The following is a 13,112-nucleotide window of genomic DNA, read 5'->3' as shown; positions in this document are numbered from 1 at the left end:
AACGAGTCTGCGCGCAGTCGCCTTTTGTCGAGTGTGGCGGCGTGGGCATCCTATATCTCATTCGAGTGCAACAGCGGTGATGTCCGTATGAATGAAGTCGTCGCCGACGAACAGCAATGGTTCACCGGTGACCGAGGCAAGGGCGTAGGAGTAGCAGTCACCCAGATTCAGGCTGGCACGGTGGCCGCTGCCGCGCCCGAACTCTCGGTAGGCGCGTGCGGCATTCGTAGCCTGCTCGGCATCGAAAGGCACTGTCACGATGCCCAATTGGTCGATGAGGCGCTCTACACGTCGCAGATCTTCGGGTTTCAGTCGCCTCATGAGGACCGCCGCCACCTCGACCAGCGTGGCAGCGGACATCTTCGGCTCGGCCGCACCCATCAGCGCCTCGACTAACCGATCGCGCCCCGACTCGTTGAGCGCTATGGCCACGATCGCCGAGGTATCGACTATCACGCAGGCAGCCCGTTCTCGTCGTACAGGTTGGTTTGGTCTTTCATAATCGATTTGCGCTGATGCGCGGTGATCGACCGATCCAGTTCGGCGAGCAAGTCATCGACCTTCTGGCGTCGAGTATCTCCGCCCTCGCCAGCGGTGACCTGGGCGAGCCTAGCGCGCACCGCTTCTTCGACGGCGCTCGTCTGACTAAGTCCCGTACGCCGAGCGAGTTCCCTGACGAGCGCAACCGTCTGTGGGTTTTTGATGTTCAGACTCATGGTAGAAGTCTACCGGTTAATGGTAGATTTCTACATAGAGAGACGCTACGGTTGCTGCTACTTGGAATCAAGTGCCTGCGGCACTTCGGTTTCGGGCTCGGCTTGATGCCCGATAGCGCCGAAGACAGCGACGGCCACCGCACCGGCGACGGCGCCGACGAATCCGAGGGCCACCGCCCAGCCGAGTCCGGGCCGGGAGCTGTCGCCGAGGAACGCGACGCCGACGATTCCGGGCACCACCGTCTCGCCGACGACGAGTGCCGCGGTCGCGCCGTTCACAGAGCCGAGTTGCAGCGCCACAGTGTGCAGGTAGAAGCCGCCGATGCCGGCGACGGCGACCGTCCACGCGGCAGGGTCGGCCAGCACGACCAATGGTTGCAGCGGCTCAACGCCATCGAGCACGCGCACACCGATCGCGAGCATGCCGAACAGCACGCCGGCGATCAGCCCGGCCATGACCGCGCTTCGGGACCCGAGGATGCGGGTGAGTGCGATCCCGCCGAGCAGGATCAGCACCGACACCGCCAGCACGATCCAGTGGACAAGCCGGTCGGGATCCACCTCGCCGCGCTCACCGGAGCCGAGGCCGAGCACGAACAGGGAGGCGATGACCGCGACGATGGCGATCCAGTCGCGGCTGCGCAATCCGATGCCGAGGACGGCGATCCCGAGTACCGCGGTGACGACGAGGTTGGCGCTGATGATGGTCTGGGACAGGAACAGTGGGATCAGCCGCGCCGAGACCGCGCTGCCGACGAAGCCGACGACGTCCAGGACGATTCCGATGATGAACGCTGCGGTGACCGCGGCGTGCAGGGTGGAGCGCAGGGTCGGACCGCCGGTGGCGGTGACGTGTCCGGTCGCGCCGCGGTCGCGGGCTGCGGCGGCTGATCGGCGTGCGCCGTAGGCCTGCAGCACCGAGGAGACGCCGTAGCCGACGCACGCCAGCAGCGCGGCCAGGACACCGATCATCACCGCTTGAGGCTACGGCCTGGCGTCAGGCTCCGGCGCACACTCCGGAATCGCGGATGGTGGTGCCGTAGACGTTGACGGTGGCGATGTGCGCGTTGAGCTGACCCGAGGGCAACTGATGCTTCATGTTGTCGCTGATCTGGGTGAGCTGATACCAGAGGTGGTACATCGAATCCCCGTTGTAGACAGGCGAATACTCGCTCTGGTCGGGGTAATTCACGATGAAGAGGGTGTGGGCGCGGGGGCCGAGGAACGCTGCGGACTGGTCGAGGTTGGCTTCGATGTTATTGGCGGTTTGTTGGACGCCGGGGGCTTGCCAGTTGTCGTGTTGGCTGTCGAGGAAGTGTTGGAAGCCGAGCGTTTGGCTCATCAGCGAGTCGTACTGAGCGTTGAACCATTGGCAGGAGTCGCGCATGGCGGTGACTTGCTCGGGGGTGACGCGGTTCTGCCAGAGGTTGTAGGGATAGACGGTTGTGTCGGGCTGCCAGTCGGAGGCGTGCGGTACGAACTGCGGGAGCGACGGGGTTGGGTTGTCGGCGTTGGCGATTGGCGCGGTGAGGGCTGCCGCGATGAGTGCCGTCGCGAATCCTGGCCACATGCGCATAGGCAATTCTTTCGCCTGACAACCGGCGTTGTCTAGGGGCGACGCCGCCCTAACACTGGTTATGCGAGCGGCAGGGTACCGGTTTGATGGTGTGGTCCGGTTGGCCACGGCGATTCCGACGAAGCGATCAGGAAGTGCGGGGTATGAGCCCACAGGAAAACGACGTCGTCCGCCTGCTGCGGCCGCTGCCGCAATACGACCTTGCTGTCGGCGCTCAGGGTACGGTCGTAATGGTCTACCGAGATCCAGGGCTCCCGCCGGCCTATAAGGTGGAGTTCGCGGACGAAGACGGCGTGACCCAAGCGCTGGTGACTCTCAAAGATGACGATGTTGAAGTCACTTGGCGGGCCGACACCTAACCTGTTCTAAGCCCGAGTTCAAGCTCTAGGCAGTCCACCAATTCGCTTCATGGCGAGCGTCATTGGACGGTGTCTGTTATCTACGCCAGATCAATCGGGGGTGGGGTGCCGATGAGGACAGCGGCCATGCGGTAGCCGTCGGGGCCAGCCTTCCAGGCATGATCGACGCCGGTCATGAGGACCAGGTCGCCGGCTTCGATGCGGTGGGCCCCGTCGTCGAGGATGAGGTCGACGCTTCCGCTGAGCACGAGCTCGAGATCGAGGGTGTCGGTGTGGTGCTTGGGGGTCTCGGTGTTGGCGCCTTGGTCGACGACCATCCAGCGGACATGGCCAGGCTCAAGGTACTGGTCGATGAGGTCGGCATTGCCCGCCGGACGCGCCGGCGGCGGGGCCTGGGTGGTGTTGTAGGGAATCGCGATACCGAAACCGGGTGCGACTGAGTTGATTTCGACTTCGTCACTGCTGACGACGCAAGACTTGCCGTCGGCGTCGACTCCGGTGATGAACAGTCGCATGGGGCGTCTCCCTTTCGTCGGTGCCGAGCCAGCGTAGCTGGCACTGGTTCGCCGGATGCCCGTTGCACGACAGACCCGTCGAAGGACATGTAGCGCCGTGTAGCACATCTCGCTACACTGGCCACTATGGCCAGGACGATTCCGCAACGCGAGCTGCGCAACGAGAACGCGAAGCTCATGGATGCGGTGGCAGCGGGTGAGACGTTCGTCGTCACCCGCCGCGGGGAGCCGGTCGCGGAGCTTCGCCCTATTCAGTCCGCCCGCAAGACGTTCATCAGCCGCGACGACTTGGCACGTATCGCGGTCGCGGGTGTTCGGATCGACCCTGACCAGTTTCGTCAGGACCTCGACGCCGCGATCGATCAGAGTGTGTAGATGGCGGCCGGCCTGCTCGACACATCTGTGGTGATCGACTGGCACGATCCGGCCGTCGCCGACAAGCTACCGGACGAGATGGCAATTTCGGCCATCACCGCAGCCGAGCTGGCCGCCGGCCCCCTCCTGGCGAGTACGGCGGTAGAAGCCGCCAAACGCCAATCAAGGCTGCAGGAGATCGAATCTCTGATGGCGCCAATCCCGTTCGACGACAGGGCTGCTCGCAGCTACGGCCTCGTCGTTGCGGCCGTCATCAGCGAAGGTCGCAAACCCCGCAGCCGATTCGCAGATCTGCTGATAGCTGCTACTGCACACGCCCATGGTCTTGACCTGTACACCCGCAATGCGGATGACTTCGCAGGTCTCGGGGATCTGGTTCGCGTAGTGGCAGTGTAATGATGAAGAGCTGCGCCGCAACGAAACCCACTGGCTGAGCTGCCCATGCTCGCACAAATGGTGCCACGCACGACTAATCATCCATGCCGGTACGAGCTGTGGCCCCGAGCCTAGCTGTCGAGAACGCACGTTTCGACAAGGATGCCTTCCTCGCGGATGCCAGTTACCCAGTTGGGTCGTGAAATTCCCAGCGTTGAAATCACGTCGCCTACTTGTACTGCCGCGCAGACTCGCTCGAGAACCTCATCGTCGAATTGCTTAGTTATCGCGATCATTCGACCACCCGGAGGTATTCTTCTGCCGACGTCGGCGCGACCATATCCGCAATGTCACGCGACGGCAGCTGCAAACGCTTGATATAGATCTCCAGGCAAGGGGCTATGCAGCTCCCAGGTGATCGCCATCGGCTTCTCGCCTTCGTGGCTGCGATAAGTGGCCGGACCGAGAAACCAAAATGCGCGATCGTCGGCGCGCAGCCGGCTGAACAGCATGATCGAGCGTCCGTCGCGTTCGTGGTGCCGATATCGCAGACCCGTATCGCTATCGGCCCGTGTCGTCGACTGGCTCTCCCAGTGGACGAGCGTGGGGCTGATGGCGTAATCGCGGTAGCGGGTGGTGGGCGAAAACGCGCCGCTGCTCTTGTCGAGCGTGAACGCCAGCAGTTCGGCATTGGCCTCCTTGGCTTCGTAGACACCCTCCCGCCACGGCGGTGCTGTAGCCGCAGCCCCGATGCCGCAGGCAGCGAGGATCTCAATGCGCGTATAGCGGGCGTGCACCTGCAGCGGGACATCGGGATGACCCGCGAGCGGGCCGTGCAAGTGATCGACCCGGTCATCGAGCTCAATCAGGAGTTGGCGGAGCTCCGCGCGGACTTGTGGGTGGCTCCAGAGAAGGTCGACGCCGTCCTGCACCGAGTGCTCCTTCGTCAGCACCTGATCACTCAGGCTGGCGACGAGCATGCGTACCAGGCGTTGCTGCCGCTTCGGCATCGTTAAAACCACAGGTGGGCTTGATGATTCGAGAAGGCTCCGGTATATGTATATTCGCTCGTCGTCGTCAACGTGCAGCAGACGGCCTAACGCCTTGCGCAGCGGCTTCTCATGAGCTCCCGCCGGCGCGGTCGGCACTCCGGCGGCCTCGCACAGATCCGACCATCCCCGTGAGCCGTCGTACACATCGGGCAGATCGAGTCCGGATTCCTCCAGATACCCGGACAGCGTGACGTCGGGATAGGCCCTATGGACGATTCGCAGTTCCTCAACGCGAGCGGGCCAGCGCGAGGGAATCGCCTCCCGCAGGCTGCGCAGCACGATCTCCGACGCCTCTTCGTCCAGCTGCATGTAGCAGCCGGCAGGCAGGAATGGAAAGCCTTGCTGCACTGCCCGTTCTATGTCGCGACGAGTGCCACCAAGAAGGGCGCGGTAGCGACGGTCAAACCGGAATTCACGTCGATGCGTGCCCACGAAGTCCAGCACAGTGCAAAATGTCTTGCCCGCCGAGCGGCGCAAACCACGGCCGAGCTGCTGAAGGAACAGGGTCGGGCTCTCGGTGGGGCGCAGCATGAGCACGGTGTCCACCGCCGGCACGTCGACACCCTCGTTGAACAGATCGACGGAGAAAACGGCACGGATTCTGCCGCTGGCAAGGTCTTTCAGGGCCGCTGCGCGCTCCACGCGCGAGCTGTCGCCCCACACCGCTACAGCACGAACACCGTGCTGGTTGAAGTGCTTAGCCATGAACTGGGCGTGGTCGATACTGACGCAGAAGCCAAGGGCACGCATGGCACCTGGCTCCTCTGCGAGTCGCAGCACTTCCTGCAGAACGGTACGAGCCCAGGCGTCGGTGCTGGTGTAAAGGTTGCTTAGAGCGTCGATGTCGTAGCCCTGGCCGCGGCGCCACGGGATGTCGGTCAGGTCGAGCCCGTCGTGGATGCCGAAATACATGAATGGCGAGAGCCGCTGCTGGTCGATAGCGTCCCAAAGCCGCAATTCGGCAGCGATGCGGTCGTCGAACCAGTGCAGTATGGACAGCCCGTCGCTGCGTTCGGGCGTGGCTGTCAGGCCGAGGAGTTCGTGGGGTTGGACGTGGTCAAGCAGGCTGCTGTATGACGGCGCCGCTGCGTGGTGGAACTCGTCAACGATTACCACGTCAAAGTGATCGGGCGGCAGGTCGTCGAAGCTGGCGGCGTTCAGGCTCTGAATCGAGGCGAAGACGTGCTCGAAGCGTTGAGGGCGCGACCCGCTGATCCACTTCTCGCCAAACGACGCGTCGCGCAACGCGTGGCGGAAGGTGGCCATGCTCTGGTCGAGGATCTCGTTGCGATGCGCGACGAACAGCAAGCGAGAGCGCGGCAACTCGTCACGTAAACGCCCGTAGTCGACCGCAGCCATCACAGTCTTGCCCGTGCCAGTGGCGGCAACGAGCAGATTGCGGTGATGGCCGCGGCCACGAGATACCGCGATCTGTTCGAGCAGGCGCTCCTGGAACGGTTCGAGACGGATCTCGATGGGACTGAGGACAATCGCGGGACCGGTGTCGACCCGGTCAGCGCGCTTGTCGAACTCCTCATTGTTGTAAGCAACGAAATCGGAACTTTGCCAATAGCTTTCAAACACCGCCTCGAACTTCATGAGGATGTCGGGGTTGCGCGCCGAGGAGGCTCGAATGTTCCACTCAAGCCCAGTAACTTGGGCCGAATGGGTCAAGTTCGACGAACCCACGTAGGCGGTCGAGAAGCCCGAGCGGCGGTGGAACACCCACGCCTTAGCGTGCAGCCGGGTAGTGCTGACGTCGTAAGAGACGCGGACGTCTGCACCCAGAGCGGCGAGTTGGTCGAGCGCGGCACGCTCGGTGGAACCGGTGTAGATGGTGGTAAGGACGCGCAGCGGACGGCCGCGTTCACAGTGACGGCGAAGACGCGCCAGCAGCGGGTTGATACCGCTGCGGCGGATGAAGGCCATCACCACGTCGATGCCGTCGGCCGACTCGATCTCAGCGCCAATCTGGTTGAGCAGACCGGGCTCACCGGGAGCGTTAGTGAGCAGTGTGGAATCGAGGAGCGGGATGAGTGGTTCGGCAATCGGCTGAGCGGTACCGTCAGGCCGTCGTTCAAGGATCGCGTGCAGCACCTCAGCCGGCTCGACCGGGGCTGCGGAGGTGTCGGCCTGCCGAACGATCTCGGCGAGTCGAGCAATCAGGTCACGCGCGACCTGAATTCCGACCTCAACTCGGTCGCTATCGGTCACGGACGTAAGCGACCGCTCGATTTCGCGACTCAGATGTAGCGCGATGCGGTCCGCGGCCTCAGCCGTGTGCAGCGAGCGTCTTTGGGCTTGAGGTCCAAGTGAGCCGAGCTGAGCATGCAGCTCCTCGGTAATGAGTACTTCGTAGATCCCAGAATGCATCTCCCCCACTCGCCGACCATACGACGAGAGCTAATGGCATCCGAGAGTTATTTGCCTCGCGCGTCGTGTTAGTCCCCGAGAAGCGTGTCGAGGTCTAGCATTCCTCGCTACGGTGCGACGTAACGTATGGCCAGGAAGATGCCGCAACGTGGCTGCGCAACACCCATCCCCTAAGCAGCCACCAACGTAATCGGAATCTGCGACTGCCCGGGCCGGGTCAACACGCAGTTCCCCTGCTGGATCTCGGTCACCGAACCGGTCAGGCTCTGGGTGTTCCAGGTGAAGACCATGGCGCCCTTGGTCTTGGACCGGTCCGGACACACTGGCACCTGGCCGATGACCCGCATCATCCAGGTGTGCGCGCCTTGGTAGACGGCCTGGCCCTCGATCAGCGGGGACTTGATGTTGGCCAGGCAGCCCGTCTCGATCACGTTGCACAGGTTCGAGATGGTCCAGGTGTCGATGATCTCGTTCGGGCCCTTCACGGTGTAGCTGCCGCTCATCAGGTCGTCGGCCGCCGAGGCCGTCGGCGCAAGCGCCAACGCCAGCCCGCACACCACCGCAGCGACACCGCCAGCCCGCATGAGCAACCCCTTCCGAAGTCAACGGCTGTCACAGTATCCCGACAACCTGAAAACCTGCAGTACAAGACTCCGCAGCCAACCCGCCACACCGCCGAAGCACCCGCACTGTTCAGCCATTACATCGCCGCCGCCCGCGCTACCGTTAACGCGATCACCATGGCGAATCCCACCGAGCTCGACGCAGCCCGCGCCGCCTACGCCCAAGGCGACTGGCGCACCGCCTACGACCACTTCACCAGCGCCCAAGAAACCGACGAGCTCACCACCGAGGATCTGTCGTCATTCGGCCTGGCTGCCTGGCGCCTCGGCCACGGCCGGCACTCCATGCAGCTCTCTGAGCAGGCCTTCAACCGCCTCAACGCCGCAAACGACACCCACGGCGCCGCCATGAAAGCCGTCGAGGTCGCCCTGCAGTGGTTCAACGGCGGCGACCTCACCATCACCCGCGTCTGGATCAACCGCGCCCGCCGCCTGCACGACAAACAACCCGACGACCGGATCCTGGCCTACCTTCTCTACGTCGACTCCCTCGTCGCCATCGATGAAGGCCGCAACGACGTCGCGAAAACCCTCGCCGAGGAACTCGAAGAGGTCACCAAACGACTCGACGATCCCGGCTTCAACGCTCTCTGCTTCACCGCCAGCGGCGTCACCATGCTGCCGTTCGCCCGCACCAGCGAAGCCTTCGCCCAACTCGACGAGGCGATGATGCCTGTCCTCGCCGACCAGGTGCCCGTCGATTGGGCCGGCGACATCTACTGCGCCGTCATCCACGAATGCCACCGCCTCGCCGACCTCACCCGGATGAAAACCTGGTTTGACGCCATGGAGGTCTGGCGCAAAGGCCCCAAGGTCACCGCCTCCTGGTACGGCACCACCTGCGAGGTCCACAAGATGGATCTGCACAGCGCCACCAAAACCCTGAGCGAAGTCGAGCAGCGGCTGATCGACGCGATCGCCGCCATGGGCGACTTCCCCGCCACCGTCGGCAAGGGCTACTACGAGCTCGGCGAGATCCGCCGCCGCAAAGGCGACATCGACGGCGCCCGCGAAGCCTTCACCAAAGCACGCGACCACAACAAAGACCCCCAGCCGGGTGAAGCCCTCTTGAGGTGCCACCTCCGCGAGGCCGACGCCGCCGCAACCGACCTGCGCATGCGGATGGACGCCGAGCACGACGACATCAACCGTCTCCGGCTGCTGCCCGCCGCCGTCGAAATCGCCTTAGCCCGAGGCAAACCAGACGAAGCCGACCGCTACTGCGCCGAACTCGAAGCCGGCGCAGAGCGATTCGACTCCCCCGGCTTTCGGGCCTGGGCCCGCCACGCCCGCGGTGCCGTCCTCGTCAAACAAGGAAACCCCGCCGACGCACTGCCCGTTCTGCAGGACGCCCTGCGCCGCTACCGCAGCACGCAATGCCGCTACGAGATGGCCCAGGTCTACGACTGGATGTCGCTGGCCCGCAGCGACTCCGGGGATCCCGAGGGAGCCGCGGCGGACAAAGCCAACGCCGCCGCCATCTACCAACAGCTCGGCGTCGCCCACGCCCAAGCGCAGTCCACCGAAGCGCCCGGCGGACTGACCAAACGTGAACTCGAAGTGCTCGTCGGCGTCGCCACCGGCCTGTCCAACCGCGACCTCGCCAAGAAGCTGTTCATCAGCGAGAAGACCACCGCGCGGCACCTGGCCAACATCTACGTCAAGCTCGGCGTCTCCTCCCGCACCGCGGCCGCGGCCTGGGCGCACGAGAACAAGGTGCTGCACGGCGCGTCTACATAATTTGCACCATGCCGTACCTGCACAAACGCATAGTTCGGCTGATGATGCGGGGTGGCCGCCGGCCATAACGTCATCAGCATGAACAGCACGAAGCTCGCACTCACCTCCCTCGCCGCCCCGGTCCTGGCCGCCCTCGCGATCGGGCTGGCCGGCCACGCCGCCGCCGAAACCCCCGAGACCGACGGTGGAACCGTCACCGCCGCCGACACCGTGACCCAGCTGCGGGATCAAGGCATCCACGTTGTCGTCAACAAGGACGGCGGCACCCCCTTGGAGAACTGCTCGGTTATCTCGGTGCACCAGGATCGCCACGAGCATCACGGCGGCCAGCAGCGCGACGCCTTCGAAACCGCCTACGTCGACGTGTTCTGCCACGCCTGAGCAATGACCCACCGCTGGTCCGCTCTCGGTGTCCTCAGCCTGGGCGTGCTGCTCATCGGAATCGACGGCACCGTCCTCGCGGTGGCGGCACCGATCTTCGGCCGAGATCTCGGGATGACGGCCACCGAGATCCTCTGGATCGGTGACATCTATTCATTCGTGCTCGCCGGACTGCTCGTCACCATGGGTAGCCTCGGTGATCGCATCGGACACAGGAAGCTGTTGCTCTGCAGCGCAACCGGTTTCGCCCTGGCATCGCTGGCGGCGGCCTTCGCGCCGACGGCTGGCATGTTGATCGCCGCCCGTGCCCTTCTCGGTGTTGCCGGGGCCAGCCTGGCGCCGTCGACCTTGGCGCTGATCCGTGGGCTGTTTCCGAAGCCCCGGGAACGCGCTGTCGCCGTGGGCATTTGGGCCTCGGTGTTCTCGGCAGGCACCGCGGTGGGCCCGGTGATCGGCGGCCTGTGTTTGGAGCACTTCTGGTGGGGTGCGGTGTTCCTGATCAACGTGCCGGTGGTGATCGTGCTCGTAATCGGGGGCTGGCTGCTGCTGCCCGAACTGCGCAATCCGACGCCCGGGCCGTGGGATCCGATCGGCGTCGGCCTGTCCTTGGTCGGCATCCTCGGCGTGGTCTACGCCGCCAAACAGGGCGCCGCCCATGGACTGCACGTCGACATCGTCGCGACCGCGTTGGTGGGCGCGACCGCGCTAACGCTTTTCGTACGACGCCAGCTGAACGCCGCCCACCCGCTGATCGACGTGCGCCTGTTCACCAACCGCGCGTTCTCCGGCGTCATCGTCGCGAACATGCTGTCGATCCTCGGCCTGTCCGGGGTGCTGTTCTTCCTGTCGCAGTTCTTCCAACTCGTCGACGGGTACAGCCCGCTGCAGGCCGGGCTCGCCGAACTGCCCGCCGCTCTGGCGGCGACCGTGTTCGGTGTGCTGGCGGGAGTGGCGGTGCGGCACTGGTCGCCGCGCGCGGTCCTCACGACCGCGCTCGCGATGATCGGTGTGGCACTGGCATCGCTGACGCTGATCAGCCCGGCGACGCCGTACGGGCCGCTCGGAATCGCGCTGTTCATCGTCGGCGCCGGCCTCGGGCTGGCGTTCACCGTGGCCAACGACCTCATCATCGCCAGCGTCCCGCCGGAACGCGCAGGCGCCGCGGCGGGTGTGTCGGAGACCGCCTACGAATTGGGCATGGCGCTGGGTATCGCGCTGCTGGGCAGCGTGATCGCCGCGGTCTACCGCGGGCTGGACCGCCCGCCCGGCATCCACGACGACGTCGTCGCGCACGCCGAACAATCGCTCGCCGCCGCGCACCGCGCCGCCGCAACCCTCGGTGGCGACGAGGCGCACGCCCTGCTGACCGCAGCCCAGAATGCTTTCGCCGACGGGGTGGCCGTCGCCGCGGGAATCGGCTCGGCCCTACTGCTCGCGTCGGCGGCCGCGGTGTGGATGCTGCTCAAGCCGCCGCGTGAACACCGTGGCGTCCAATATCGTTGCCATGACTTCGAGGAAGGCCCGGTGCCGCAATGATCGAATCGACCGACGAGGAACTTCGGCATTCGGGCTACCAACCCGAATTGAAACGCACCCTGGGCGGATTCCAGGTGTTCGCAATCTCCTTCGCGTTCATCTCCGTGCTCGTCGCGATCTTCGCGACCTACGGCGCGGTGCTCAATTATTCGGGGCCGGTGGGCATCTGGCTGTGGATCATCGCCGCCGTCGGCCAGACGCTCGTCGCCCTGGTGGTGGCCCAATTCGCCGCCCGCATCGCGCTCACCGGTTCGTCGTATCAGTGGGCGTCGCGACTGGCGAATCCGAAAGTCGGGTGGTTCTTCGGTTGGCTGACGTTCTGGTTCCTGGCGATCGGGGTGGTCGCCATGAACAGCGCGCTGGCCAGCCAGGCCGTCATGCCGCTTTTCGGGATGGCGCCCGACGAAGGTGCCGCCCGATTGATCACTTTGGCACTGATGCTCGCCGAGGCCGCACTCGTCATCGCCTCTACCCGACTGCTCGGCAGGGTCACATCGACCACGGTGGGACTCGAGCTGACGATATTGGCGGTGATGATCGTCGGCCTGGGGGCGGTGATGGTGTTCTCGGGCAGCGGCACCGCCGCCAACCTGGTCTCCCGTGGTGTGGCCGCTGATGCGCCGAATTACTTCGCGATCGGCGGTCCACTGATGGCCGGGATAATCATGGGGTTGGTGACGCTGGTCGGTTTCGACTCCGCGGCGAATCTTGCTGAGGAGGCCAAGGATCCGTTCCGCAGCGTTCCGCGCGCGATCGTCTCGTCAGTGGTGGCATCAGCAACGCTCGGGCTGGTGTTCATCATCATCCTCACGTTGGCCATCAAGGACATTCCCGCGGTGACCACCAGCGGATCGCCGGTGGCGACGATCATCCGCGGCCAACTCGGCCCGGTGGTCGAACGAATTCTGCTGACCGGCATCGCGTTTGCGATGTTCGGGGCGGGCATGGTGATGATCGCCGCGTGCTCGCGGCAGGCCTTCGCCATGGCGCGCGATTCGCGCTTTCCCGCCCACAGCGTGCTGCGCAAGGTCAGTCCACGGACACAGACGCCGGTGTTCGCGACGGTCCTGATCCTGGTGATCGGGGTCGTCTTGATGGTCGCATTGCCCGGTGATGCGCTGCTGCAGTTGATCGTCGCGTCGACGATCTTGCCTGCGCTGCTCTACGCCGGAATCGTCGTGCTCTATCTGTGCGTACGCAAACGCCTCAACACCAAAGAAGGCGGGTTCAGCCTCGGGCGGTTCGAAACACCGGTGGCCTACACCGCGCTCGTCTGGGTGGCCTTCTCGATCTTCGCCCTCGTATCACCCAGTGAGGCAAGGATTCCCGGGCTGATCGTGCTCGGTTTGCTCGCGGTGGGCGGTCTGTACTTCGTCACGTTGCTGATCACCAACCGCGAGGCGCTGGAGTCCGAGCCCGGCGAGCCGGGTGCATTCTGATCACCCGGGCATAAGCAACGTTACGCACGTTCGACGCCTGGGTGAATGTTTG

The 13,112-nt window shown here is 64.6% G+C and carries 14 protein-coding genes; 7 read left to right on the top strand and 7 right to left on the bottom strand.

Translation table 11 applies throughout. The annotated features are described in order from the left end of the window. Positions 1–57: 57 nt before the first annotated feature. From BST42_RS09405 to BST42_RS09390, 4 genes are read right to left on the bottom strand one after another with little or no spacing between them, the layout of a single operon-like run. Entirely contained in the window at positions 58–456 is a 399-nt protein-coding gene (locus tag BST42_RS09405; RefSeq protein ID WP_083118287.1) for a type II toxin-antitoxin system VapC family toxin, read from the bottom strand. After that, positions 453–716 (bottom strand): type II toxin-antitoxin system VapB family antitoxin, encoded by a 264-nt coding sequence (locus tag BST42_RS09400; RefSeq protein WP_083118286.1) that lies wholly within the window; start codon positions 714–716, stop codon positions 453–455. The genes BST42_RS09405 and BST42_RS09400 overlap by 4 nt, the downstream gene beginning before the upstream one ends. 57 nt (positions 717–773) lie before the next feature. Then, complete coding sequence (locus BST42_RS09395) at positions 774–1,691, bottom strand: hypothetical protein (RefSeq protein WP_083118285.1); 918 nt, start codon at positions 1,689–1,691, stop codon at positions 774–776. Positions 1,692–1,713: 22 nt separating this feature from the next. Then, on the bottom strand, positions 1,714–2,292 hold the full coding sequence (locus tag BST42_RS09390; RefSeq protein ID WP_110918528.1) for a hypothetical protein: 579 nt from the start codon (positions 2,290–2,292) through the stop codon (positions 1,714–1,716). Between the two features lie 143 nt (positions 2,293–2,435). Here BST42_RS09390 and BST42_RS09385 point away from each other — a divergent pair, with 143 nt between their 5' ends. Beyond that, positions 2,436–2,651 (top strand): DUF4926 domain-containing protein, encoded by a 216-nt coding sequence (locus BST42_RS09385; protein ID WP_083118284.1) that lies wholly within the window; start codon positions 2,436–2,438, stop codon positions 2,649–2,651. Between the two features lie 80 nt (positions 2,652–2,731). Here the strand turns inward: BST42_RS09385 and BST42_RS09380 are convergent, their stop codons facing one another. Continuing rightward, positions 2,732–3,166, bottom strand: coding sequence for a cupin domain-containing protein (locus BST42_RS09380; RefSeq protein ID WP_083118283.1), 435 nt, complete (start codon positions 3,164–3,166; stop codon positions 2,732–2,734). 126 nt (positions 3,167–3,292) lie between these two features. Between BST42_RS09380 and BST42_RS09375 the strand changes: the two genes are divergently transcribed. Both BST42_RS09375 and BST42_RS09370 read left to right on the top strand, forming a co-directional pair. After that, complete coding sequence (locus BST42_RS09375; RefSeq protein WP_083118282.1) at positions 3,293–3,541, top strand: type II toxin-antitoxin system Phd/YefM family antitoxin; 249 nt, start codon at positions 3,293–3,295, stop codon at positions 3,539–3,541. Further along, entirely contained in the window at positions 3,542–3,937 is a 396-nt protein-coding gene (locus tag BST42_RS09370) for a type II toxin-antitoxin system VapC family toxin (protein ID WP_083118281.1), read from the top strand. A 329-nt stretch (positions 3,938–4,266) separates the two neighbouring features. On the opposite strand, the gene BST42_RS09365 is transcribed toward BST42_RS09370, so the two are convergent. Both BST42_RS09365 and BST42_RS09360 read right to left on the bottom strand, forming a co-directional pair. Further along, positions 4,267–7,341 (bottom strand): DUF3427 domain-containing protein, encoded by a 3,075-nt coding sequence (locus tag BST42_RS09365; protein ID WP_083118280.1) that lies wholly within the window; start codon positions 7,339–7,341, stop codon positions 4,267–4,269. Positions 7,342–7,511: 170 nt separating this feature from the next. Continuing rightward, the gene (locus tag BST42_RS09360) at positions 7,512–7,925 is read right to left on the bottom strand and encodes a hypothetical protein (protein WP_083118279.1); all 414 of its coding nucleotides are present in this window, start codon (positions 7,923–7,925) and stop codon (positions 7,512–7,514) included. Between the two features lie 156 nt (positions 7,926–8,081). Here BST42_RS09360 and BST42_RS09355 point away from each other — a divergent pair, with 156 nt between their 5' ends. The 4 genes from BST42_RS09355 (at position 8,082) to BST42_RS09340 (ending at position 13,060) form a co-directional block, all read left to right on the top strand. Next, the gene (locus tag BST42_RS09355; RefSeq protein ID WP_083118278.1) at positions 8,082–9,704 is read left to right on the top strand and encodes a helix-turn-helix transcriptional regulator; all 1,623 of its coding nucleotides are present in this window, start codon (positions 8,082–8,084) and stop codon (positions 9,702–9,704) included. A gap of 78 nt (positions 9,705–9,782) precedes the next feature. Then, complete coding sequence (locus BST42_RS09350; RefSeq protein ID WP_083118400.1) at positions 9,783–10,085, top strand: hypothetical protein; 303 nt, start codon at positions 9,783–9,785, stop codon at positions 10,083–10,085. Between the two features lie 3 nt (positions 10,086–10,088). Then, a complete protein-coding gene (locus BST42_RS09345; RefSeq protein WP_083118277.1) occupies positions 10,089–11,621 on the top strand; it encodes an MFS transporter in 1,533 nt (510 codons plus the stop codon). Next, positions 11,618–13,060, top strand: coding sequence for an amino acid permease (locus BST42_RS09340; protein ID WP_083118276.1), 1,443 nt, complete (start codon positions 11,618–11,620; stop codon positions 13,058–13,060). Before BST42_RS09345 ends, BST42_RS09340 begins: the two co-directional genes overlap by 4 nt. The last annotated feature ends 52 nt before the right edge of the window (positions 13,061–13,112 follow it).

It is taken from the genome of Mycolicibacterium rhodesiae, assembly GCF_002086695.1.
Lineage (GTDB): Bacteria > Actinomycetota > Actinomycetes > Mycobacteriales > Mycobacteriaceae > Mycobacterium > Mycobacterium rhodesiae.
Note: the sequence above shows the minus strand (reverse complement) of the source record. Positions and strands in the feature narration are given on the sequence as shown.

Coding starts and splice junctions, on each gene's coding strand:
- BST42_RS09400 (WP_083118286.1), bottom strand. CDS start 716: ATGAGTCTGAACATCAAAAACCCACAGACGGTTGCGCTCGTCAGGGAA.
- BST42_RS09390 (WP_110918528.1), bottom strand. CDS start 2,292: ATGCGCATGTGGCCAGGATTCGCGACGGCACTCATCGCGGCAGCCCTC.
- BST42_RS09385 (WP_083118284.1), top strand. CDS start 2,436: ATGAGCCCACAGGAAAACGACGTCGTCCGCCTGCTGCGGCCGCTGCCG.
- BST42_RS09380 (WP_083118283.1), bottom strand. CDS start 3,166: ATGCGACTGTTCATCACCGGAGTCGACGCCGACGGCAAGTCTTGCGTC.
- BST42_RS09375 (WP_083118282.1), top strand. CDS start 3,293: ATGGCCAGGACGATTCCGCAACGCGAGCTGCGCAACGAGAACGCGAAG.
- BST42_RS09370 (WP_083118281.1), top strand. CDS start 3,542: ATGGCGGCCGGCCTGCTCGACACATCTGTGGTGATCGACTGGCACGAT.
- BST42_RS09365 (WP_083118280.1), bottom strand. CDS start 7,341: ATGCATTCTGGGATCTACGAAGTACTCATTACCGAGGAGCTGCATGCT.
- BST42_RS09360 (WP_083118279.1), bottom strand. CDS start 7,925: ATGCGGGCTGGCGGTGTCGCTGCGGTGGTGTGCGGGCTGGCGTTGGCG.
- BST42_RS09355 (WP_083118278.1), top strand. CDS start 8,082: ATGGCGAATCCCACCGAGCTCGACGCAGCCCGCGCCGCCTACGCCCAA.
- BST42_RS09350 (WP_083118400.1), top strand. CDS start 9,783: ATGAACAGCACGAAGCTCGCACTCACCTCCCTCGCCGCCCCGGTCCTG.
- BST42_RS09345 (WP_083118277.1), top strand. CDS start 10,089: ATGACCCACCGCTGGTCCGCTCTCGGTGTCCTCAGCCTGGGCGTGCTG.
- BST42_RS09340 (WP_083118276.1), top strand. CDS start 11,618: ATGATCGAATCGACCGACGAGGAACTTCGGCATTCGGGCTACCAACCC.